We start from the raw sequence: 19,707 nt of genomic DNA, 5'->3' as shown, positions 1-19,707 counted from the left end.
TACCAAGCACTTGCTTTGGTGACCGGTCGACGATGTACGCAGCGCAGATGCGCGATGCGAGCCGGGCAATCAATCCCAGAGGAGCATCATGGCGCGATCCGGCGGGCCGGACGGCGGCGACGCGGGGACCACCGTGCCGCGGACCACCCCTGCGGTGCTGGACCACATCTCGCGCGCCCTGCCCGACCACCAGGCCGTCGTCACCGCCGAGCGCACACTCACCTACTCCGAGCTTCGCCAGGAGGTCCGCCGGGCCGCCGCGGCGCTGGTCGACCTCGGCGTCGAACCGGGCGACCGGGTCGCGCTCTGGTCGCCGAACACCTGGCACTGGGTGGTGGCCTGCCTGGCCACACACTGGGCCGGTGCCGTCGTCGTCCCGCTGAACACCCGCTACACCGCCCCGGAGGCCGCCGACATCCTCGCGCGCACCGCCGCCCCGGTACTCATCGCGATGGGCGAGTTCCTCGGCGCCGACCGCGTCGCTGAACTCGACACCGCCGCACTGCCCGCGCTGCGCCACATCGTGCGGGTGCCGGTCGACGCCGCCGATGGCACCTGGGACGAGTTCATGGCCCGCGGCGAGGATCCGGCACTGGTCGAGACCGCCGACGCGCGGGCCGCCGCGGTGCGCCCCGACGACGTCGCCGACGTCCTGTTCACCTCCGGCACCACCGGCCGCAGCAAAGGTGTGCTGTGCGCGCACCGGCAGTCGCTGGCCGGGCCGGCGGCGTGGGCCGCGTGCGGCGAGATCACCAGCACCGACCGCTATCTGTGCATCAACCCGTTCTTCCACAACTTCGGCTACAAGGCCGGCATCCTGGCCTGCCTGCAGACCGGCGCGACGCTGATCCCGCAGCTGACCTTCGACCCCGAAGAAACCATACGCGCCGTCGCCGAACACCGCGCCACGGTGCTGCCCGGCCCGCCGACCATCTACCAGACGCTGCTCGATCACCCCCGCCGCGACGACTACGACCTGAGTTCGCTGCGGTTCGCCGTGACCGGCGCGGCCGTGGTCCCGGTCGTGCTGATCGAACGGATGCAGACCGAACTCGACATCGACATCGTGCTGACGGCCTACGGGCTGACCGAGGCCGCCGGGTTCGGCACCATGTGCCGCGCGACCGACGACGCCGTCACGGTCGCCACCACGTGCGGGCGGCCGATCGCCGACTTCGAACTGCGCATCGACGCCGCGGACGGGGACGACGCCGGGGAGGTGCTGTTGCGCGGACCGAACGTGATGCTCGGCTACCTGGACGACCCGGACGCCACCGCCGCGGCCATCGACGCCGACGGCTGGTTGCACACCGGCGACGTCGGAACCGTCGATGCCGCAGGCAATCTGCGCATCACCGACCGGCTGAAGGACATGTACATCTGCGGCGGGTTCAACGTCTACCCGGCCGAGATCGAACAGGTGCTGGCCCGGCTGCCCGGGGTCGCCGAAGCCGCCGTCATCGGGGTGCCCGACCAACGTCTCGGCGAGGTGGGCAAGGCGTTCGTCGTCCGACTGCCCGACGCCGAACTCGACGAACAAGCGGTGATCGCCCACACCCGGGCGCACCTCGCCAACTTCAAGGTGCCCCGATCGGTGGAATTCCTTGCCGCCCTGCCGCGCAACCCGGGGGGCAAGGTGGTCAAACCGCAGTTGAGGGAAAGGGTCTGATGGATCTCCACTTCACCGAGGAGGCCGATGCGCTGCGCGCCGAGGTCCGCGACTTCCTGGCCGCCCACCGCGACGACTTCCCGACCAAGTCCTACGACACCGCCGAGGGCTTCGAGCAGCACCGGCGCTGGGACAAGATCCTGTACGACGCCGGGCTTTCGGTGATCACCTGGCCGCAGCGCTACGGCGGCCGCGACGCGTCGCTGCTGGAGTGGGTGGCCTACGAGGAGGAGTACTTCCACGCCGGGGCGCCGGGGCGAGCGAGCGCCAACGGCACCTCGATGCTGGCGCCGACGCTGTTCGGGCACGGCACCGAGGAACAACTCGAGCGCATCCTGCCGAAGATGGCCAGCGGTGAGCAGATCTGGGCCCAAGCCTGGTCGGAACCCGAGTCGGGCAGCGACCTGGCCTCGCTGCGGGCCACCGCCACCAAGACCGACGGCGGCTGGAAACTCAACGGCCAGAAGATCTGGAGCTCGCGAGCGCCGTTCGGCGACATGGCCTTCGGCCTGTTCCGATCCGATCCCGAGGCCCAACGCCACCACGGCCTGACGTACTTCATGTTCGACCTGAAGGCCGACGGCATCACGGTGCGGCCCATCGCGCAGCTCGGCGGGGACACCGGTTTCGGCGAGATCTTCCTCGATGACGTGTTCGTGCCCGACCAGGACGTCATCGGCGCGCCGAACGAGGGCTGGCGGGCCGCGATGAGCACCTCGAGCAACGAGCGAGGCATGTCGCTGCGCAGCCCGGCCCGCTTCACCGCAGCGGCCGATCGCCTTGTGCAACTGTGGAAATCGCAGTCCGACGACGCCACCCGGGTGGAGTTCGGCGGCCGCGTCGCCGACGCCTGGATCAAGGCGCAGGCCTACCGCCTGCAGACCTTCGGCACCGTGACCCGGCTGGCCGGCGGCGGCGAACTGGGGGCGGAGTCCTCGGTGACCAAGGTGTTCTGGTCCGAACTCGACGTCGACCTGCACCAGACCGCCCTGGATTTGCGCGGCGCCGACGGGGAGCTCGCCGACAGCTGGGCCGAGGGCTATCTGTTTGCCCTCGGCGGCCCGATCTACGCCGGTACCAACGAGATTCAGCGCAACATCATCGCCGAGCGGCTGCTGGGGTTGCCCCGGGAGGCCAAAGCCAAATGAACTTCGAACTCGACGAACAGCAGCGCGACTTCGGCGCGAGCATCGACGCGGCGCTGGGATCCGCCGACCTGCCGGCCGCGGTGCGCGCCTGGTCGGCCGGGGACACCGCCCCGGCCCGCAAGGTGTGGTCCACGCTGGCCGACCTCGGCGTCACCGCGCTGAATGTGGCCGAGGAACACGACGGCATCGGCGCGCATCCGGTGGACCTGGTGGTCGCCGGCGAGCGGCTGGGCTACTGGTGTGTCCCCGGGCCGGTCACCGAATCGGTCGCGGTGGCGCCGGTGCTCTTGGCCGGCAGCGAGGCCGCGGCGCAGCGCAGCGCCGCGCTGGCCGCCGGCGAGCTGATCGCCACGGTGGCCGCACCGCTGCAGCCGCGCGCCGTCAGCGCCGACTTCGCCGGCCTGACGCTGGTCGCCGATCAACAGGTACACGAGGGCTCCGCCGGTGACGGCCACGACTCGGTGGACCCGAGCCGGCGACTCTTCGACGTCACCGCCGAGGGCGCCGGCTGGGACGCCGACATCGAGCGGGCCGCGCAGTTCGGCTCGCTGCTCACCGCGGCGCAACTGATCGGCGCGGGCCAGGCCATGCTGGATGCCTCGGTCGACTACGCCAAGCAGCGCACCCAGTTCGGCCGGGTGATCGGCTCGTATCAGGCGATCAAGCACAAGCTCGCCGATGTGCACATCGCCCTGGAGTTGGCCCGGCCGTTGGTGTTCGGCGCCGCGCTGTCGCTGGGTGAGCAGAGCCCGGACGCAGCCCGCGACATCAGCGCGGCCAAGGTGGCGGCCGCCGAGGCCGGCCTGCTGGCCGCGCGTTCGGCCCTGCAGACCCACGGCGCGATCGGCTTCACCCAGGAACACGACCTGGGCCTGCTGCTCCTGCGCGCCCAGGCGCTGCGCTCTGCCTGGGGCGATCCGACCTATCACCGGCGACGCGTATTGGAGGCGTTGTGACCAGCACCGAGGAACGCACGCTCCTGGTCCAGACCGTCCGGGATCTGGTCACCAAACACGCTGGGCCCGAACAGGTTCGCGCCGCGATGGAATCCGAATCCGGCTACGACCGGAAGCTGTGGACGCTGCTGTGCGAGCAGGTGGGCGTCGCCGCGCTGGTGGTGCCCGAGGAGTTCGGCGGGGCCGGCGGAGAGCTCGCCGACGCCGCGGCCGTCGTCACCGAACTGGGCCGGGCGCTGGTGCCCTCGCCGCTGCTGGGCACGACGCTGACCGAGCTGGCGCTGCTGACCGCCGAAACCCCGGACGCCGAGACGCTCGAGCAGTTGGCCGCCGGGGCGCTGGTTGGTGCGGCGGCCCTGGACCCCGACTACGTGATGCACGGCGATGTGGCCGATGTGGTGGTGGGCGTCGCCGACGGCACGCTGAGCCGCTGGACCGAGTTCACCGCGTCGGCGCATCCGACGATGGACCTGACCCGTCGGTTGGCGAGGGTGCAGCCGTCGGCGACCGAAGCCTTGGGCGCCGACCCGGGCCTGGCGGAGGTCGCCGCCATCCTGCTGGCCGCCGAGTCGGTGGGTGCGGCCGCGCGGTGCCTGGATCTCACGGTCGAGTACACCAAGGAGCGGGTACAGTTCGGTCGGCCGATCGGCAGCTTCCAGGCGCTCAAGCACCGCATGGCGGATCTGTACGTGAAGGTGCAGACCGCCGGGGCCGTGGTCGAGGAGGCTGTCGCCGGCCCGTCGTCGACCACGGCCGCGTTGGCCCACGTCACCGCCACCGAGGCGTTCCGCGATGTGGCCGCCGAGGCGGTGCAGATGCACGGCGGCATCGCGATCACCTGGGAGCACGACATCCAGCTGTACTTCAAGCGCGCGCACGCCAACGCCCAGCTGCTGGGCCAGCCGGTCGAGTTCCTGCGCGGCCTGGAAGCCGAGGCACTGGGGTCCCCCGTAACCTCGTAGGGGTGAAGACCGCGCTGAGAGCGGGTATCCCGCCGTTCTATGTCATGGACGTCTGGCTGGCCGCGGCCGAGCGGCAGCGCAGCCACGGCGACCTGGTGAATCTGTCGGCCGGGCAGCCGAGTGTGGGCGCCCCGGGGCCGGTCCGCGAGGCGGCGGCCGCCGCGTTGGAGGGCAACCAGCTCGGATACACCGTGGCGCTGGGGATCCCGGAACTGCGCGAGGCGATAGCGCAGTCCTACGACACCAAGCACGGCGTGGCGGTCGACCCCGCCGACGTGGTGATCACCACCGGATCCTCGGGCGGGTTCCTGCTGGCGTTCCTGGCCTGCTTCGACGTCGGTGATCGGGTGGTGGTGACCAGCCCCGGCTATCCCTGTTACCGCAACATCCTGTCGGCGCTGGGTTGCGAGGTCGTCGACATCGCCTGCGGCCCGGACACCAGGTTCCAGCCCACGGTGGCGATGCTGGCCGCGGCGCACGCCGAACGGCCGCTGGCCGGGGTGATGGTGGCCAGCCCCGCCAATCCGACCGGGACCGTCATCCCGCCCGCCGAGTTGGCCGCGATCGCCGTCTGGTGCGAGGAGACCGGGGTCCGGCTGATCAGCGACGAGGTTTACCACGGCCTGGTGTACCCCGGGGCCCCGGAGACCAGCTGCGCGTGGAGCACCTCGCGAAATGCCGTGGTGGTCAACAGCTTTTCGAAGTACTTCGCGATGACGGGCTGGCGGCTGGGCTGGCTGCTGGTGCCGCAGTCGCTGCAGCGGGCGGTGGACCGTCTGACCGGCAACTTCACCATCTGCCCGCCCGTGCTGTCCCAGCTTGCGGCCGTCGCGGCGTTCGAGGCGGATTCGATCGCGGAGTCCGAGGGCCATCTGGTGCACTACGGCGCCAACCGAATTGGGCTACTGGAAGGGCTGCGCGCCATCGGCATCGACCGGCTGGCGCCGACCGACGGCGCGTTCTACGTGTACGCCGACGTCTCCGAATTCACCACGGATTCCCTGGGATTCTGCGAGAAGCTGCTGGCCGACACCGGGGTGGCGATCGCCCCGGGCATCGATTTCGACCCCGTCCGCGGTGGGTCCTATGTCCGGCTGTCCTTCGCCGGTCCGACCTCCGACATCGACGAGGCGGTGCGCCGGATCGGGGACTGGCTACGCTGACCCCTTGTCGCGGGTCACATCCATCACATCAGCACCGTCTCCGGGCCGCCCTCCGATTAAAACGCGTCATCAAGTGCTGACAGTCGCGGATTCTGCCGGGCTTGCCGTCGATTCAGGACCGGGGATCGGGGCGGCGCCGAATCTTCGAGCTCATCGATCTTTCCTGATCAGCAGTAGCCAGATTTTGCCGTGAAATCCAGGAAAACGTGGGGGACCCGACAAAATGGAAAGTCAGCCCCTTCGAGTCGAACTTTGGCACCGACCGCAATATTGTCCACGCAGTTCTCGTGCCATGGCGCGGCTCTTGCGTCCAGCAAAAATTAATGACGTCGGGAACGACAAACAGAGGGTAAGTCCCCTGGGGTGGTGGGGTTTCGGAGCTGAGGACGACCCGGGCCCGGGTGTGTCGGTGAAGGCTTTCGGGCGGGCCATCGCGTAGTGGTCAGTGAGTTACCTACCAAGTGACTCAAGCAAAGGACGCACCACGCGATGACCCAGGACCATTCTGCCTTGCTCGCCCAGCTCGATGCACTCAAGTCCGCTGATGCTGGGGCGGTGTTCGCCGAGCTGATCCGCGCCGGGCTGCAGGCGTTGATCGAGGCCGAGGCCACCGAGACCATCGGGGCCGGACGCTACCAACGCAGCGGCGAACGCAGCACGCACCGCAATGATCGCGCTCATCGAACGTCCCCAGGTGTGCTCGCCGAAATTCCTCACCTGTGAGCACCGGTCAGTGTAGGGGTTGACGGGTTCCGGTGGCGGCTCGGCGGAGGCTTTCGGCGGCGGCGTGGTGGTCGCGTAGCCGGTAGGACTCGCCGTCGAGATTGATGACCACCGACCGGTGTAGGAGGCGGTCGAGCATGGCGGCGGCGACGGTGGTGTCACCGAGTACTTCGCCCCATGCGCCGACCCCGCGGTTGGTGGTGATGACGATGCTGGTCTTCAAATAGCGTTGGGATACGACTTGAAACAGCGCCGAGGCTGCCTCAGCTGGTAGTGGCAGGTAGCCCAGTTCGTCGATCACCAGCAGTGTTGGGCCGGCGTAGAACCGCATGGTGGTGGCCCAGCGTCCCTCGATGGCGGCGCGGTGGCAGCGTGCGGCCAGGTCGGCGGCGGTAGTGAAGTAGGTGCGGTATCCGGCATGTGCTGCGGCCCTTGCTAATCCAACTGATAAGTGCGTTTTTCCTGTGCCCGGCGGGCCGATCAGTAGGACGTTGGTTGCCGATTCGAGGTAGCGGCAGGTGCCCAGTTCGTCGATCAGTGCGCGGTCGATGCCGGCGGCGGCGTCGACATCGAAATCGGCGAGGGTGGCGGGGGTGGGCAGGTTGGCGAACCGCAATCTTCCAGCGAGGCGGCGGGCGGTGCTGGCATCGACTTCGGCGGCCAGCAGCCGCTCCAGGGCCACCGTGATCGACAGGCCCTCGGCGGTGGCCTGGTCGAGCACCGAGGGCAGGGCCTCGGCGGCAGCGGTGAGTTTAAGCTCGGCCAGGTGCGACCGCAGTTGCTGATAGCGGCTTGCCGCGGCCGCCGGTGTCTCGGTGGTGGTTTTCGGGGTGCGTGGGGTGGGGGTCATTGCAGGGTCCTTTTCTGGGCGGCCCGCTCGTAGACGGACAGGTCGATGACAGTGGAATCGGTTGATGGCGTGGTTGATTCGGCAGAATTGGCGGTGGTATCGCGGAGCGCACGCAGTTGTGCGGCAGCGGTTTTGGCGGCCGGGCCGGGTGGGATGCGTTCCTTGCGGCGGTGCGGTCGCCCGGGGTTGGCGGTGGCCATCGCCGCGGTGTCCAGGGCGATGATGTGGCCGCTGTCGCGGACCATCACACCGAGCCCGTCGGCAGCCATGCGGTGTCGCGCGATCACGATCCCACTCGTGGTGGCGATGTCGCAGAACTGGCCACCGATTGGATGGCTGATCGTCACCTGCGCGGCAGCCAGCTCCGGTGGCACCGAGTACCGGTTGCCGCGGTAGGACACCAACGCTTGGCGCGAGGCGGTCCGGGACTGCGACACGATCACCGGATACGGCGCCGCCGGCACCGGCGCCAGCGGTTCGGCCTTGGCGACCACGGCCACCGAGGATCGCCCGCCGACGGTGGCCCGAATGCGGGTGTCCCCGCGCACACGGGAGAAACGATCCACACTGGCTTGGGCCTGTTCGACGGTCATGTCGTCAGCCAGGGTGCGCCACCAGCGTTGCGCGGCAGTGTGATTGACCTTCTCGACCACACCTTTGCGGTTACCGCGGCGCGGCGGGCAGATCGCCACCGACACCCCGTAATGTTTGGCCACCCCGGAAAACGATGCAGTGACTCGACCTGAGCCGGGATCACACACGGTGGCCATCCGGTCGAACCGCCACACCCTGCTCAGTCCACCCAGGCCGCGGCAAATCTTGTCGATCGCGGCGACCAGATGCGGTTGATCCATCGACGGTGAGAGCACTGCCCGCCATTTCCCAGAATGTGCCAGCGATCCGACCAACAGGAACGCCTTCTTGCCCCAACCCCACGACTCGGGAGGATCGGGCAATTCCAGCCAGTCCCACTGGGTTTCCTCACCCGGCGGATGCGCGATGATGGCGTTGGGCCGATCGGTGGCGGTGCGGCAAGCCTGGCAATCCGGCCGCAAACCTCGGGTGCGGATGTTGCGGGTCAGGCTCTGATACGACAGCCCGAAACCTAGGTCTTCGAGCTCGTCGTAAAGGGTGCGGGCCCACAAGTGCGGGTCCTCGACCAGCCGGGCCGACACGTAGTCGACGAACGGGTCGAACGGATCCGGACCCGACCTGGCCCGCACTCCGGGCTTGCCATCGCCGGCCAGATACTTGCGGACTGTTTTGCGGTCGAATCCGGTGTGACGGGCAATCGCAGAGATCGACCAACCACGTTTTCGTAGGGCGTGTACTTCCATGTCGTCCTCCCATGTGAGCATGAGAAAGCGGGCCTCCTTCGACTGGAGCTACTGGCGTCAGACACCAGCAGCATCGAGGGAGGCCCGCCCTTCTCGGCGGAGCCACACGGGTGGGGAATTTCGATGAGCGTCAGTGGGGAATTTCAGTGAGCGCGGTCAGCAACGGGCATCGGCCCAAGACGGTATCGACGACCTCCGGCGATATCGAGGTCAAGATCCCCAAACTGCGGGCCGGCTCCTTCTTCCCCTCGCTGCTGGAACGGCGCCGTCGCATCGACAAGGCCCTGCATGCGGTGATCATGGAGGCCTACGTCCATGGCGTGTCGACCCGCAGCGTCGATGACCTGGTCGCCGCACTCGGGGTTGGATCCGGGGTCTCCAAATCGGAGGTCTCGCGCGTCTGCGCCGGCCTCGACCGCGAGATCGAGGCTTTCCGTACCCGCAGCCTGACCCACACCACGTTCCCGTACGTCTTCTGCGACGCCACCTTCTGCAAAGTCCGCGTCGGCGCCCACGTGGTCTCTCACGCGTTGGTGGTGGCCACCGGAGTCTCGATCGACGGGACCCGTGAGGTGCTGGGCACCGCGGTCGGTGACAGCGAGTCTTTCGAGTTCTGGCGGGAGTTTCTGGCCTCGCTCAAGGCCCGCGGCCTTTCCGGGGTGCACCTGGTGATCTCTGATGCCCACGCCGGGTTGAAAGCCGCCGTGGCCCAGCAGTTCACCGGGTCGTCCTGGCAGCGCTGCCGGGTCCATTTCATGCGCAACCTGCATGGCGCGGTGGCCGCCAAACACGCCCCGGCGGTCACCGCGGCGGTCAAGACGATCTTCGCCCACACCGACCCCGCTGATGTGGCTGCGCAGTGGGATCAGGTCGCTGACACGCTCTCGGGCAGTTTTCCGAAGGTGGCCGCGATGATGGATGAGGCGAAAGCCGACGTGCTGGCCTTTACCGCGTTCCCGCGCACCCACTGGCAGAAGATCTGGTCGAACAATCCCATCGAGCGGCTCAACAAGGAGATCAAACGCCGTGCCGATGTCGTGGAGATCTTCCCCAACCCCGCCGCGTTCCTACGGCTGGCCACCGCGGTGGTCATCGAGGCCCACGACGAATGGCAGGTCACCCGCCGCTACCTGTCCGAGGTGTCCATGGCTGAGCTGCGCAAAGTCATCGACGCAAAACACGCCGCCGCCCACCCAGTGACCGAACCGGTTTCCTCACAACGCCAAATCGCCTAGCATTCACCACGACTCGTTGATCACCACGCGTGAACCCACGCCGATCCGAAGTCCACCACCCCAAGGGGCACTATCCAAACAGACCGGCAATCCCCGGCCAGTCATATTCAGCTAACGGCATCTCCAGGGGCACCGCCAGCACCGATTGAATACCGTCGTACCGCACCTCATCAGTGAGCTGCGCCGCCCTCGATTGCGGCCGCGTGCCCGCGAAGCCGATCGGCGACTAGCCCAAGCCATTCCTTGTAGGTGATGGGCCGGGGATTGTAGGCGGCGTGTGCGCGACGAGGCATCAGCACCTTCAGTTCGTCCTCACCGTGCATCTGACGCAGATCATCGATGTCTTGAGCTAAAGCGTGGAGTCGTGACGGGCCTTTGCCAACCGCATAGTTATCTATGACACTCTGCCAGTTTTCCGCTTCCAGATCCCAGTCCTGGTGGAAGTTCCCACCAAAGAATTGCTGAATTGCGTACGAAACCGAATCCTCGCTCATGGTTCCAAATATCCCGTCAGTACGTACCAGTTACCTTCACCATCACCCTTCAGTACCACTAGAGCAGACGAACCAGGGACGGTTTCAGCCGCGCCTCTTGTCAACACAGCCCCTCCGTCGAACCCGGCCGTAAGGACGAGTGTGTCTGCGGCTCCATCTGCGACCCAGGTTTCAATCGCTGATTGGTTTTGTCGAAGCGTGGCGCCAACTGCAGCGACTGCTTCATCCTTTGTCGCGAATGTCGAAACCGCGTCGAGGCTAGGGCGTGCCTCCATCCGCGCGGCGAGGTCCGCGGGCGTCTGAGCGACGTGGCGTTCGATGAGGTGACCGCCCGCGGATTCGCTGGCCTCGAGGAGTGCCGCGGTGTCTTCGACCCCGAGTCGTGCAAGGTAATCGGGGTCGGGTGCCTGTGGTGTCGGTGCGTCGACGGCGGGTCCGTCAGGACTATCGAGGCTGTGGTGGGCACCGCTCGGGATGTCATCGACGTGGCGGCCGCCGGTCGAGAGAGCGTCAAGTCCCTGTTGCAGTGCTTCGCTGACGGCTTTGCCGCCCGGCAACGGCACCATGCCCGCGAGATCCAGGAGGACCCCAGCCTGGTCAGCACCGGAGTGCTCGCCCCAGTTCCGAAACACCTCGATGTCATGTGCGACGTCGGGGATCAGCCCGAAGCTGCCTTCGCTCAGTGCGCGGCTGCCCTCGGCAAAGGCCGACGGCGCGGGTGGGAACGCTTGCACGTCGGCGTTCGGGGGTAGGGCCGGGATGCTGACGGGCTGGCCGCCGAGGTCGGTGCGGGCCTGGCCGAGTTCCTCGAGGATCCTGGTCTGTTCGGCCAGGTTATGCCGGGCGTCGAACAGCGCCTGCGATAGAGAGTCGGTGGTGTCCCGGCCGGGTCCACCGCCGGGCCCCCGCACATAGCCCTGCACCGCGGCGGAATCGAGTTCGGCCTGCGCGGCGGCAACCGCCTGCCGCGCGGCATCGACGCGTGCCGCCTGATCCTCGACCATCGAGGGGTCCGCCGCGACGATCGGTGCCGCCAGCGGGGATTCGGTGTAGGTCGCAGCGTCCTGCGACGGGTCGCCCTTGCCCGCGCCTTTCATCTGATCCTTGAGGCGCTCCACCACACTCTGCGGTGCGCCGACGGGCGCGCCGGCGATGCTGGTCAGCGCGTCGTCGAGATCCTCGGGTTGCGCTGGGTCGGCGACGTCGGACTCGTCGGCAGGCGCGTCGCCGGCAGCGCCGGGAACCAGCAGGTCCTCCAGCGACTGCGGGATCTCTGGTCTGTTCTCCCCGGTGGTCGGTTCGGTCTCGTCACCCTCCGCGGGCTTCGGCTCGTCCTTGGGGATCTCGTTGTTGACCGGACGTACCGCGGGGTCGCCAGGCGGCGACGGTTCGGGGAAGCTGACCTCGGCGAAGGAGGCCACGGCAGTGGTCACCGCCGCAGCGACACCCGCGTCGGCCTGGACCAGGCCGGCCGCGGCGGTGCGTATCTCGGCGGCCAGCCGCTGAGCTTCGGCAAGCTTGGCGTCGAACTCGGCTTCGGTGAACTCCCGCCGGCTGGTGAGCGACAGATCCTCACCGACATCGAAACCCGCGTCTTCGGCCCGGGCAATCGCCGCCACGGCCGCGGTCTTGGCCACGGCCACCGAATCGGCGCCGGTCCTGGCCGCGGCGGCCGCGGCCACCAGGTCTTCGGCGATGCGGATGACGGTGAGCTTGTCCGACAGGGTCCGCTGCCGGGTGGCGGCCGCGGTCGCGCCGTCGAACTGGGTGCCGCCCGGGGCCAGCGCTTCCTGATGGAGCGCTTCGAAGGTCCGGTCCCATGACTCGGCCGTCGAGGTCCAGCGGCGTGCGGCCGCGCTCAGGTGCGCGGTCTCCCAGGCCTCGATCTGGGATCGGGTCGGCAACGCGGTGGCGGTGCTGGCCATCTACCGATAGGTCGTGGGGCGGGTCGCGGCGATCCGCGCCGCCGAATCACGTTCCTGCTCACCGAAGCTCGTGGCCGCATCGTCGACCTTGACCGCCGACGCGGCGGCACGTGTGGACAACCGCCCGGCCATCGCCTCGACCGCGGCCTGCACCGCCGAGACCGCCGCGCCGCTCGGCTGGTGGGCAGGGCAGTCGTCCCGGGGACCCACACCGCCGGCCAACGTTTCGGCGGCAGCATCGGAGCGCCCCGCGAGCGCACGCAGCCCGCCGAGCTGCACCTCAAGGTCGGTCATTCACAAATGGTATGGGCCACAACGCAGCCCGCAATTCACCTTTTCCGCGGCAACCGCGCGGCTTCTATACCATCGCGGCCATGCCCGTCTTCGACACCGACCGCGGTCCCGTCTACTATCGGCACTGGCCGGCGGCCAACCCCCGAGCCGCGGTGATCCTGCTGCACGGCTTCGGCGAACATACTGGCCTCTACCACCGCTACGGCTTCGCGTTGAACGCCGCCGACATCGACCTGTGGGCGGTCGATCAGTACGGCCACGGCCTGACCGGCGGCGAACGCGGCGACTTCGGCTCGATGGCGCTGAGTTCCGGGCTCGCCGACACCCTCACCGAACTCGCCGCGGAGCACCGGCCGGGCATCCCGCTGATCGCGCAAGGCCACTCGTTCGGCTCGTTGGTGACGCTGTTCCGATTGCTGGCCGACCCGCGGCGCTACCGCGCCGGCATCATCTCCGGGGCCCCGCTGGTGCCCATCCGCGCGATGCTGGACCCGGACACCTCGCTGAGCCTGGACCCGTCGTGGCTGTCCAGCGATCCGTTCTACCTCGACGCGCTCGCGCACGACCCGCTGGCTTTCGTCGACGCCGACGGCGCGGCCCTGGCCCGCGAACTCGACGCGGCCTGGGACCGGATGGGCGCCGAACTCGGGGCGCTGACGGTACCGACGCTGGCCCTGCACGGCGGCGCGGATCCCATCGCCGCGCCCGGCGCCGTCCAGGCCTACGCCGAGCAGATCGACGCCCTGCAGTATCGCGAATTTCCGGGCGCCCGCCACGACGTCCTCAACGAGTCCGTGCACCGCGAGGTCGCGGCCGCTGTCGTCGACTTCATCGGATGAACTGCACCGATGTCAGTTATCCACAGGAGTTGTACACAGTGGGGATAAAATCACACGCGTGTGATTAGCAGCTTGCAGCCTAGAAGGGATTGGCGATTGCGTATCGTCAACCTCATGCGCCCCGTCGGCAAAATCATCGCTTTGGGAGCCGTCGCCGCGGCCGGCGCTCTCTTCCTCAGTTCCCCCGCCACCGCGGACCCAAACGGTCCGCCACCCTGCGAGGGACCATTGGGATTCGTGTGCAGCATGGTGCCGATGATGCCGGAGCTCGAACACGATCTCGACCTGACCCAGCAGCAACCGGACGGCGCCCTGGACCTCGAACACGCCCCACCGGCCGACGTGTGCACGCTGGGCTGCGTCTGAGCCTGTACCCCGCGCGTCACTCGTCGCGCAGGTGCGGCTCCAGCATCTCGTACCAGGCCCTCGACATCCGGTCGAACTCGCCCTCGCAGGAATCCGCGCGCTCGTCGGGCACGAAACCGTCGTCGACCATGAATGCGTTGTTCTCGGGATCCGACCCGTAGATCCAGCACTGGAAGTTGTACATCCGGGCCAGGTCGTACTCGTGGACATCCCAGAACGGGAACTCCTCGGCGCCGCCGCCGTCCTGCTCGCTGTACCCTTGGAACATCAGCGCGTAGGCCTGCGCGGCCTCGACGTTCTCCGGGTCCGCCGTCCCGTCGTCACCGGCCCCCAGCAACAACACGGCGGCCAGCTGATCGGCGACGTCCTCCTCACGGCCGGTGAAGGGCAGGTCGTACAGGTCGATCACCGCGTGCCCCAGCTCGTGATAGAAAGTCGCGCGCTCGGCACCGAGGGTCGCCGCCAGCGGGTCCTCCTCCCCTGCCTCCTCGAAGATGCGCTCGCTGAGTTCGGCATCCTCGTAACAAATGGTCATCGCCTGCTCGCTGGGGCTCCAGTACGCATTCGCCTCATCGCACTGCCGACCGTTCACCGGCACGTCCACCGGCAGCAACAACATGGCGTTGACGTCGTCGGCCAACTCCTCGAGCAGGTTCGCCTCGGTGAGCAATTCCCGGCCCCGCACCGCCTCGGGTGACTCAGCGTCCTCGTAGACGACGAACATCTCGCCGGTTTCGGTCGGCACGTTCGGCACCACCACCCGCTCGGTGCGCTCCGGTTCGGGATCGGGCAGGCCGACCGACTCGGCCTGGCCACCCCCGCATCCGACGACGGCAACGAGGGCAGCGACGAGGGCAGCGAGCGCGACCGAGCAGCGTGCGGAGAACACGTGCCCAGAATGCCATGAAAGGCCGTGCTGGGAAGCTGATTACAGCCAGGTGTCGGCGGTGGTGGCGGTGATGAACGCCTCTAGGTCGTTGCGCCAATCCGCCGGGGTGTTCTTGTCCGGTTCGATGCCGGTGTACTGCCCCCGGTAGAACAGCAGCGGCCGCGCCTTCTTCTTCGACTCCTCGGCCAGCGACTGCACCGCGCCGAACACCACGAAGTGATCGCCGCCGTCGTGCACCGTGGCGACCGTGCAGTCGAGGTGCGCCAGGCAGCCGTCGATCATCGGGGAGCCCAATGGCGATGGGCTCCAGTCGATGCCGGCGAACTTGTCGGGCTCCCGCGACCCGAACCGGGCCGAGACGTGTTGCTGCTTCTCGTGCAGGATGTTGACGCAGAACCGGCCGCTGGCCTCGATGGCCGCCCACGACCGGGACAGCTTGGTGGGGCAGAACAGCACCAGCGGCGGGTCCAGCGACAGCGCTGCGAACGACTGGCAGGCGAACCCGACCGGGGCGTCGTCGTGCACGGTGGTGATGATGGTGATGCCGGTGCAGAACTGTCCGAGCGCATTACGGAATGCGCGCGGATCGATCTCGGCGCCGGCCATCGGCTACTTGAACCCGATGCTGAAGTCGTGACCCCACAGGCTGACCGCGGTGCTCTCCCGGGCCACCCAATCGTCGTCGTCGACTTCGAGTCCCTCACAACCGAATTCGACGTCGAAGCCACCGGGGGTCTTCATGTAGAAGGACAGCATCTTGTCGTTGACGTGCCGGCCCAGCGTCGCCGACATGGGCACCTTGCGGCGCAGCGCCCGGTCCAGGCACAGCCCGACGTCGTCGCTGTTCTCCACCTCCATCATGAGATGGACGATGCCGCTGGGGGTCTCGCCCGGCATGAACGCCAGGCTGTGATGGCGCGGGTTGACGCCGAAGAAGCGCAGCCACGCCGGTTCGCCGTCGGCCGGCCGGCCCACCAGTTGCGGCGGCAGGCGCATCGAGTCACGCAGCTTGAAGCCCAACACATCCCGGTAGAAGTGCAGCGACTCCATGTCGTCGCGGGTGGTCAGCACGACGTGCCCCAGGCCCTGCTCCTCGGTGACGAACTTGTGGCCGTAGGGGCTGACGACGCGACGGTGCTCGAGCGCGACGCCGTGGAACACCTCGAGGGTGTTACCGGACGGGTCGTCGAAGGTGATCATCTCGTAGACGCGACGGTCGGCGAGTTCGGCGGCGGTGGCCTCCTTGTACGGGGTGCCCTCGACGTCGAGGCGCCGCCGGATCTCCTGCAGCCCCGCGGCGTTGGCGGCCTCCCAGCCGGACTGCAGCAACCGGTCGTGCTCGCCCGGCACGATCACCAGCCGCGCGGGGAACTCGTCCATGCGCAGGTACAGCGCACCCTCGGTGCTGCCGGAGCCCTCGACCATGCCGAGCACCTTGAGCCCGTATTCCCGCCAAGCCGCCATGTCGGTGGCCTCGATCCGCAGATACCCCAGTGAACGAATGCTCATCTAGGCACCTCCAAGGAAATCTACTGTCAGCTTGTTGAACTCGTCGAACTTCTCCAACTGCGCCCAGTGTCCACATTGCCCGAAAACGTGCAGTTGCATCCGCGGAATCTGCTTGATGGCCACCAGCGCGCCGTCGAGCGGGTTCACCCGGTCCTCGCGGCCCCAGATCAGCAGCACCGGTTGGCGCAGCTTGTAGATGTCGCGCCACATCATCCCGAGCTCGAAGTCCGCACCGGCGAACGACTTCCCCATCGCCTTGGCCGCGGCCAGGGATTCGGGCGTGCTGGCGATGGCGAACCGCTCGTCGATGAGTTCCGGGGTGATCAGCTTCTGGTCGAAGACCATGATCCGCAGGAACTTCTCGAGGTTCTCGCGGGTGGGCTCCATGGTGAACCTGCCCAGCAGCTTCACGCCCTCGGTGGGGTCGGGGGCGAACAGGTTGGTGGACAGCCCACCGGGCCCCATCAGCACCAGCCGACCGGCCCGCTTGGGGTTGTCCAGCGCGAACCGCACCGCGGTCCCGCCGCCCAGCGAGTTGCCCACCAGCGGCGCCCGCTCGATACCGAGGTGGTCGAACAGATTCAGCAGCGCGGTGGCGCTGTAGCGGTTGTACTGCTCGTGCTCGGTGTGCTTGTCCGAATGCCCGTAGCCCGGCTGATCGACCGCAAGCACCCGGAAGTGCTGCGCCAGCACCGCGATGTTGCGACTGAAGTTCGACCAGCTCGACGCGCCGGGCCCGCCACCGTGCAGCAGCACCACCGGTGGGGCCGACGGATCGCCGGCCTCGTGATAGTGCAGCCGCATGTCGTCGCGCACCTGGGCGAAGCGGGAGGTGGACTCGAAGGTGATCTCTTGCTGCTGGGCAGCTTCGACGGCGAAGTCAGTCATCAGACCATGGTGTCGGCCGGCGGCAGGCCGAACTCGTTGTTGCCGAAGATCAGGTAGGCGCGCTCGGGGTCGTTGGCCGCATGCACCCGACCCGCGTGGGCGTCCCGCCAGAAGCGTTGCACCGGAGCGTCATTGGACAGCGCGGTGGCGCCGGAGGCCTCGAAGAGGCGGTCGATCGAGGCGATCGAGCGGCCGGTGGCCCGGACCTGATCGCGCCGCGCGCGGGCGCGCAGTTCGAACGGGATCTCCTTGCCCTCGACCAGCAGGGCGTACTCGTCGCCGACGTTGCCGATCAGCTGGCGCCAGGCGGCGTCGATGTCGCTGGCCGCCTCGGCGATGCGGATCTTGGCGAACGGGTCGTCCTTGGCTTTCTCCCCCGCGAACGCCGCGCGCACCCGCTTGCCCTGATGCTCGACGTGGGCGTCGTAGGCGCCGTAGGCCATGCCAACGATGGGCGTCGAGATGGTGGTGGGATGCACTGTGCCCCAGGGCATCTTGTACACCGGAGCGGTATTGGTCCGATAACCCCCGGCGGTGCCGTCGTTCATCGCCTTGTAGGACAGGAACCGGTGCCGCGGCACGAAGACATCCTTGACGATGACGGTGTTGCTGCCGGTGCCCCGCAGGCCCACCACATGCCACACGTCGTCGATCTCGTAGTCGGTGCGCGGGATCAGGAAGCTGCCGAAGTCCACCGGGCGGCCGTCCTTGATGACCGGCCCGCCGAGGAAGGCCCACGTCGCGTGATCGCAGCCCGAGGACCAGTTCCAGGCGCCGTTGACCAGGTAGCCGTCGCCGGTCTCGGTGACCACGCCGGCACCCATCGGGGCGTACGACGAGGAGATCCGTACGTTGGTGTCCTGGCCCCAGACGTCCTCCTGGGCCTGCTGGTCGAACAACGCCAGGTGCCAGTTGTGCACGCCGATGATCCCGGCACACCAACCGGTGGACCCGCAGGCGCTGGCCAGCCGGCGCACCGCCTCGTAGAAGAGCGTGGGGTCGCACTGCAGGCCGCCCCACTGCTCGGGCTGCAGCAGCCGGAAGAAGCCGACGCCCTCGAGCGCCTTGACGTTCTCGTCGGGCAGCTTGCGCAGATCCTCGGTTTCCTGGGCGCGCGCACGCAGGGCGGGCAGCAGCTCATCGATGCCGGCCAGGACCGACTGCGCGTCACGCTGTTGAATGGTCGTCACTGGATTGCCTCCCAGGAGGGCTGAATCGGAGAACATTGCTCGACGACTAGCCGAGACGAGTCAAGACTAGAACACGTTACGATTCGTGTCGAGTAGCCCATGCCTGCAGGGGCTGGACCTGCACAGCTGCATTTCTGTAACCTGTTCTAGTTAGTCCCGACGGAAGGGGTGTGCCGGTGATCGACGAGCCGCTCGGCAGCCACGTGCTCGAACTGCAGGTGGCAGACGTCATCGCCGAAACCGAGGACGCCCGCTCCCTGGTCTTTCGCGTCCCCGAGGGACCGGACGCACCCGAGATCCCCGCCGACCGGCTGAGCTACTCGCCGGGGCAGTTCCTCACCCTGCGGGTACCCAGCGACCGCACCGGATCGGTGGCCCGCTGCTATTCGCTGTGCAGTTCGCCGCACACCGATGAGGCGCTCACGGTCACGGTCAAGCGCACCGCCGACGGGTACGCCTCCAACTGGCTGTGCGACAACGCCCACGCCGGCATGCGAATCCACGTGCTGGCCCCGTCGGGAACCTTCGTGCCGAAGTCGCTCGACGGCGATTTCCTGCTGCTGGCCGCCGGCAGCGGCATCACGCCGATGATGGCGATCGCCAAGTCGGTCCTCTCGCAGGGCTCCGGCCAGGTCACGCTGCTCTACGCCAACCGCGACGAGAACTCGGTGATCTTCGCCGCCGCGCTGCGCGAGCTGGCGGCCAAGTACCCCGACCGGCTGTCGGTGGTGCACTGGCTCGAATCCGTGCAGGGGCTGCCCAGTTCCGCGGCGCTGGCCCGGCTGGCCGCCCCGTACACCGCGCGCCAGGTGTTCATCTGCGGGCCGGGACCGTTCATGGCCGCCGCCCAGGATGCGTTGAACACCCTCGAGGTACCGGCCGATCAGGTGCACCTGGAGGTCTTCAAGTCGCTCGACAGCGATCCGTTCGCCAAGGTCGTGGTCGACACCAGCGCCGACGCCGACCAACCCCCGGCGACGGCGATAGTGACCCTCGACGGCGTGACCCACGAGCTGAGCTGGCCCCGGTCGGCCAAGCTGCTCGACGTCCTGCTGGACAAGGACCTCGACGCCCCGTTCTCCTGCCGGGAGGGCCACTGCGGCGCGTGCGCAGTGCTGATGAAGGACGGCGCGGTCGACATGGAAATCAACGACGTCCTGGAGCAGTCCGACCTCGACGAGGGACTGATCCTGGGCTGTCAGGCTCGCCCGAAGTCCGATTCGGTCGAAGTCACCTACGACGAATAGCGGACAGGACTACGTTCAGTGAC

General features: G+C 68.0%; 17 protein-coding genes and 2 pseudogenes. 9 read left to right on the top strand and 10 right to left on the bottom strand.

Going from position 1 to position 19,707, the window contains the following annotated elements; genetic code table 11:
* Positions 1-88: 88 nt before the first annotated feature.
* The 6 genes and pseudogenes from fadD3 to EL338_RS02135 all read left to right on the top strand — a co-directional run.
* Complete coding sequence (fadD3, locus tag EL338_RS02160) at positions 89-1,669, top strand: 3-((3aS,4S,7aS)-7a-methyl-1,5-dioxo-octahydro-1H-inden-4-yl)propanoate--CoA ligase FadD3 (protein ID WP_126332233.1); 1,581 nt, start codon at positions 89-91, stop codon at positions 1,667-1,669.
* Positions 1,669-2,817 (top strand): acyl-CoA dehydrogenase family protein, encoded by a 1,149-nt coding sequence (locus EL338_RS02155; RefSeq protein ID WP_126332232.1) that lies wholly within the window; start codon positions 1,669-1,671, stop codon positions 2,815-2,817. The genes fadD3 and EL338_RS02155 overlap by 1 nt, the downstream gene beginning before the upstream one ends.
* The gene (locus EL338_RS02150) at positions 2,814-3,773 is read left to right on the top strand and encodes an acyl-CoA dehydrogenase family protein (RefSeq protein ID WP_126332231.1); all 960 of its coding nucleotides are present in this window, start codon (positions 2,814-2,816) and stop codon (positions 3,771-3,773) included. Before EL338_RS02155 ends, EL338_RS02150 begins: the two co-directional genes overlap by 4 nt.
* Positions 3,770-4,735 (top strand): acyl-CoA dehydrogenase IpdE2, encoded by a 966-nt coding sequence (gene ipdE2, locus EL338_RS02145; RefSeq protein WP_126332230.1) that lies wholly within the window; start codon positions 3,770-3,772, stop codon positions 4,733-4,735. Before EL338_RS02150 ends, ipdE2 begins: the two co-directional genes overlap by 4 nt.
* Positions 4,736-4,779: 44 nt before the next feature.
* On the top strand, positions 4,780-5,898 hold the full coding sequence (locus EL338_RS02140; protein WP_126336627.1) for a pyridoxal phosphate-dependent aminotransferase: 1,119 nt from the start codon (positions 4,780-4,782) through the stop codon (positions 5,896-5,898).
* Positions 5,899-6,387: 489 nt separating this feature from the next.
* Positions 6,388-6,585 (top strand): annotated as a pseudogene (locus EL338_RS02135) (transposase); the annotation flags it as partial.
* Between the two features lie 43 nt (positions 6,586-6,628).
* Here EL338_RS02135 and istB read toward each other — a convergent pair.
* A complete protein-coding gene (gene istB, locus EL338_RS02130; protein ID WP_085130819.1) occupies positions 6,629-7,471 on the bottom strand; it encodes an IS21-like element helper ATPase IstB in 843 nt (280 codons plus the stop codon).
* Positions 7,468-8,829, bottom strand: coding sequence for a Mu transposase domain-containing protein (locus EL338_RS02125; RefSeq protein ID WP_085130821.1), 1,362 nt, complete (start codon positions 8,827-8,829; stop codon positions 7,468-7,470). The genes istB and EL338_RS02125 overlap by 4 nt, the downstream gene beginning before the upstream one ends.
* 140 nt (positions 8,830-8,969) lie before the next feature.
* Between EL338_RS02125 and EL338_RS02120 the strand changes: the two are divergent.
* Positions 8,970-10,043 (top strand): annotated as a pseudogene (locus EL338_RS02120) (IS256 family transposase); the annotation flags it as partial.
* A 170-nt stretch (positions 10,044-10,213) separates the two neighbouring features.
* Here EL338_RS02120 and EL338_RS02115 read toward each other — a convergent pair.
* From EL338_RS02115 to EL338_RS02105, 3 genes are read right to left on the bottom strand one after another with little or no spacing between them, the layout of a single operon-like run.
* The gene (locus EL338_RS02115; protein ID WP_126332229.1) at positions 10,214-10,537 is read right to left on the bottom strand and encodes a contact-dependent growth inhibition system immunity protein; all 324 of its coding nucleotides are present in this window, start codon (positions 10,535-10,537) and stop codon (positions 10,214-10,216) included.
* Entirely contained in the window at positions 10,534-12,462 is a 1,929-nt protein-coding gene (locus EL338_RS02110) for an RNase A-like domain-containing protein (protein ID WP_126332228.1), read from the bottom strand. Before EL338_RS02110 ends, EL338_RS02115 begins: the two co-directional genes overlap by 4 nt.
* Positions 12,463-12,756 carry a hypothetical protein gene (locus EL338_RS02105; protein WP_126332227.1) on the bottom strand — a complete coding sequence of 98 codons (294 nt, stop codon included), beginning with the start codon at positions 12,754-12,756 and terminating at the stop codon, positions 12,463-12,465. It lies immediately after the preceding gene.
* Positions 12,757-12,836: 80 nt separating this feature from the next.
* Here EL338_RS02105 and EL338_RS02100 point away from each other — a divergent pair, with 80 nt between their 5' ends.
* Positions 12,837-13,595 carry an alpha/beta fold hydrolase gene (locus tag EL338_RS02100; protein WP_126332226.1) on the top strand — a complete coding sequence of 253 codons (759 nt, stop codon included), beginning with the start codon at positions 12,837-12,839 and terminating at the stop codon, positions 13,593-13,595.
* A 382-nt stretch (positions 13,596-13,977) separates the two neighbouring features.
* On the opposite strand, the gene EL338_RS02095 is transcribed toward EL338_RS02100, so the two are convergent.
* The 5 genes from EL338_RS02095 to hsaA are packed head-to-tail and all read right to left on the bottom strand — an operon-like array spanning position 13,978 to position 18,437.
* Complete coding sequence (locus tag EL338_RS02095; protein ID WP_235666343.1) at positions 13,978-14,850, bottom strand: DUF4344 domain-containing metallopeptidase; 873 nt, start codon at positions 14,848-14,850, stop codon at positions 13,978-13,980.
* Between the two features lie 39 nt (positions 14,851-14,889).
* A complete protein-coding gene (gene hsaB / locus EL338_RS02090) occupies positions 14,890-15,456 on the bottom strand; it encodes a 3-hydroxy-9,10-secoandrosta-1,3,5(10)-triene-9,17-dione monooxygenase reductase subunit (RefSeq protein WP_126332225.1) in 567 nt (188 codons plus the stop codon).
* Between the two features lie 3 nt (positions 15,457-15,459).
* Entirely contained in the window at positions 15,460-16,359 is a 900-nt protein-coding gene (gene hsaC, locus EL338_RS02085; RefSeq protein WP_126332224.1) for an iron-dependent extradiol dioxygenase HsaC, read from the bottom strand.
* Complete coding sequence (hsaD, locus tag EL338_RS02080) at positions 16,360-17,247, bottom strand: 4,5:9,10-diseco-3-hydroxy-5,9,17-trioxoandrosta-1(10),2-diene-4-oate hydrolase (RefSeq protein WP_126332223.1); 888 nt, start codon at positions 17,245-17,247, stop codon at positions 16,360-16,362. It abuts the gene before it with no gap.
* Entirely contained in the window at positions 17,247-18,437 is a 1,191-nt protein-coding gene (gene hsaA, locus EL338_RS02075; RefSeq protein ID WP_126332222.1) for a 3-hydroxy-9,10-secoandrosta-1,3,5(10)-triene-9,17-dione monooxygenase oxygenase subunit, read from the bottom strand. The genes hsaD and hsaA overlap by 1 nt, the downstream gene beginning before the upstream one ends.
* Positions 18,438-18,613: 176 nt before the next feature.
* Here hsaA and EL338_RS02070 point away from each other — a divergent pair, with 176 nt between their 5' ends.
* A complete protein-coding gene (locus tag EL338_RS02070) occupies positions 18,614-19,684 on the top strand; it encodes a ferredoxin--NADP reductase (RefSeq protein ID WP_126332221.1) in 1,071 nt (356 codons plus the stop codon).
* Positions 19,685-19,707 lie beyond the last annotated feature (23 nt).

Source organism: Mycolicibacterium chitae, from assembly GCF_900637205.1.
Lineage (GTDB): Bacteria > Actinomycetota > Actinomycetes > Mycobacteriales > Mycobacteriaceae > Mycobacterium > Mycobacterium chitae.
This window is presented reverse-complemented; position numbering and strand designations above follow the sequence as displayed.

Bases quoted from the DNA above. Each gene is read 5' to 3' on its own strand.
- fadD3 (WP_126332233.1), top strand. From the start codon at position 89: ATGGCGCGATCCGGCGGGCCGGACGGCGGCGACGCGGGGACCACCGTG.
- EL338_RS02155 (WP_126332232.1), top strand. From the start codon at position 1,669: ATGGATCTCCACTTCACCGAGGAGGCCGATGCGCTGCGCGCCGAGGTC.
- EL338_RS02150 (WP_126332231.1), top strand. From the start codon at position 2,814: ATGAACTTCGAACTCGACGAACAGCAGCGCGACTTCGGCGCGAGCATC.
- EL338_RS02140 (WP_126336627.1), top strand. From the start codon at position 4,780: ATGGACGTCTGGCTGGCCGCGGCCGAGCGGCAGCGCAGCCACGGCGAC.
- istB (WP_085130819.1), bottom strand. From the start codon at position 7,471: ATGACCCCCACCCCACGCACCCCGAAAACCACCACCGAGACACCGGCG.
- EL338_RS02125 (WP_085130821.1), bottom strand. From the start codon at position 8,829: ATGCTCACATGGGAGGACGACATGGAAGTACACGCCCTACGAAAACGT.
- EL338_RS02115 (WP_126332229.1), bottom strand. From the start codon at position 10,537: ATGAGCGAGGATTCGGTTTCGTACGCAATTCAGCAATTCTTTGGTGGG.
- EL338_RS02110 (WP_126332228.1), bottom strand. From the start codon at position 12,462: ATGGCCAGCACCGCCACCGCGTTGCCGACCCGATCCCAGATCGAGGCC.
- EL338_RS02105 (WP_126332227.1), bottom strand. From the start codon at position 12,756: ATGACCGACCTTGAGGTGCAGCTCGGCGGGCTGCGTGCGCTCGCGGGG.
- EL338_RS02100 (WP_126332226.1), top strand. From the start codon at position 12,837: ATGCCCGTCTTCGACACCGACCGCGGTCCCGTCTACTATCGGCACTGG.
- hsaB (WP_126332225.1), bottom strand. From the start codon at position 15,456: ATGGCCGGCGCCGAGATCGATCCGCGCGCATTCCGTAATGCGCTCGGA.
- hsaC (WP_126332224.1), bottom strand. From the start codon at position 16,359: ATGAGCATTCGTTCACTGGGGTATCTGCGGATCGAGGCCACCGACATG.
- hsaD (WP_126332223.1), bottom strand. From the start codon at position 17,247: ATGACTGACTTCGCCGTCGAAGCTGCCCAGCAGCAAGAGATCACCTTC.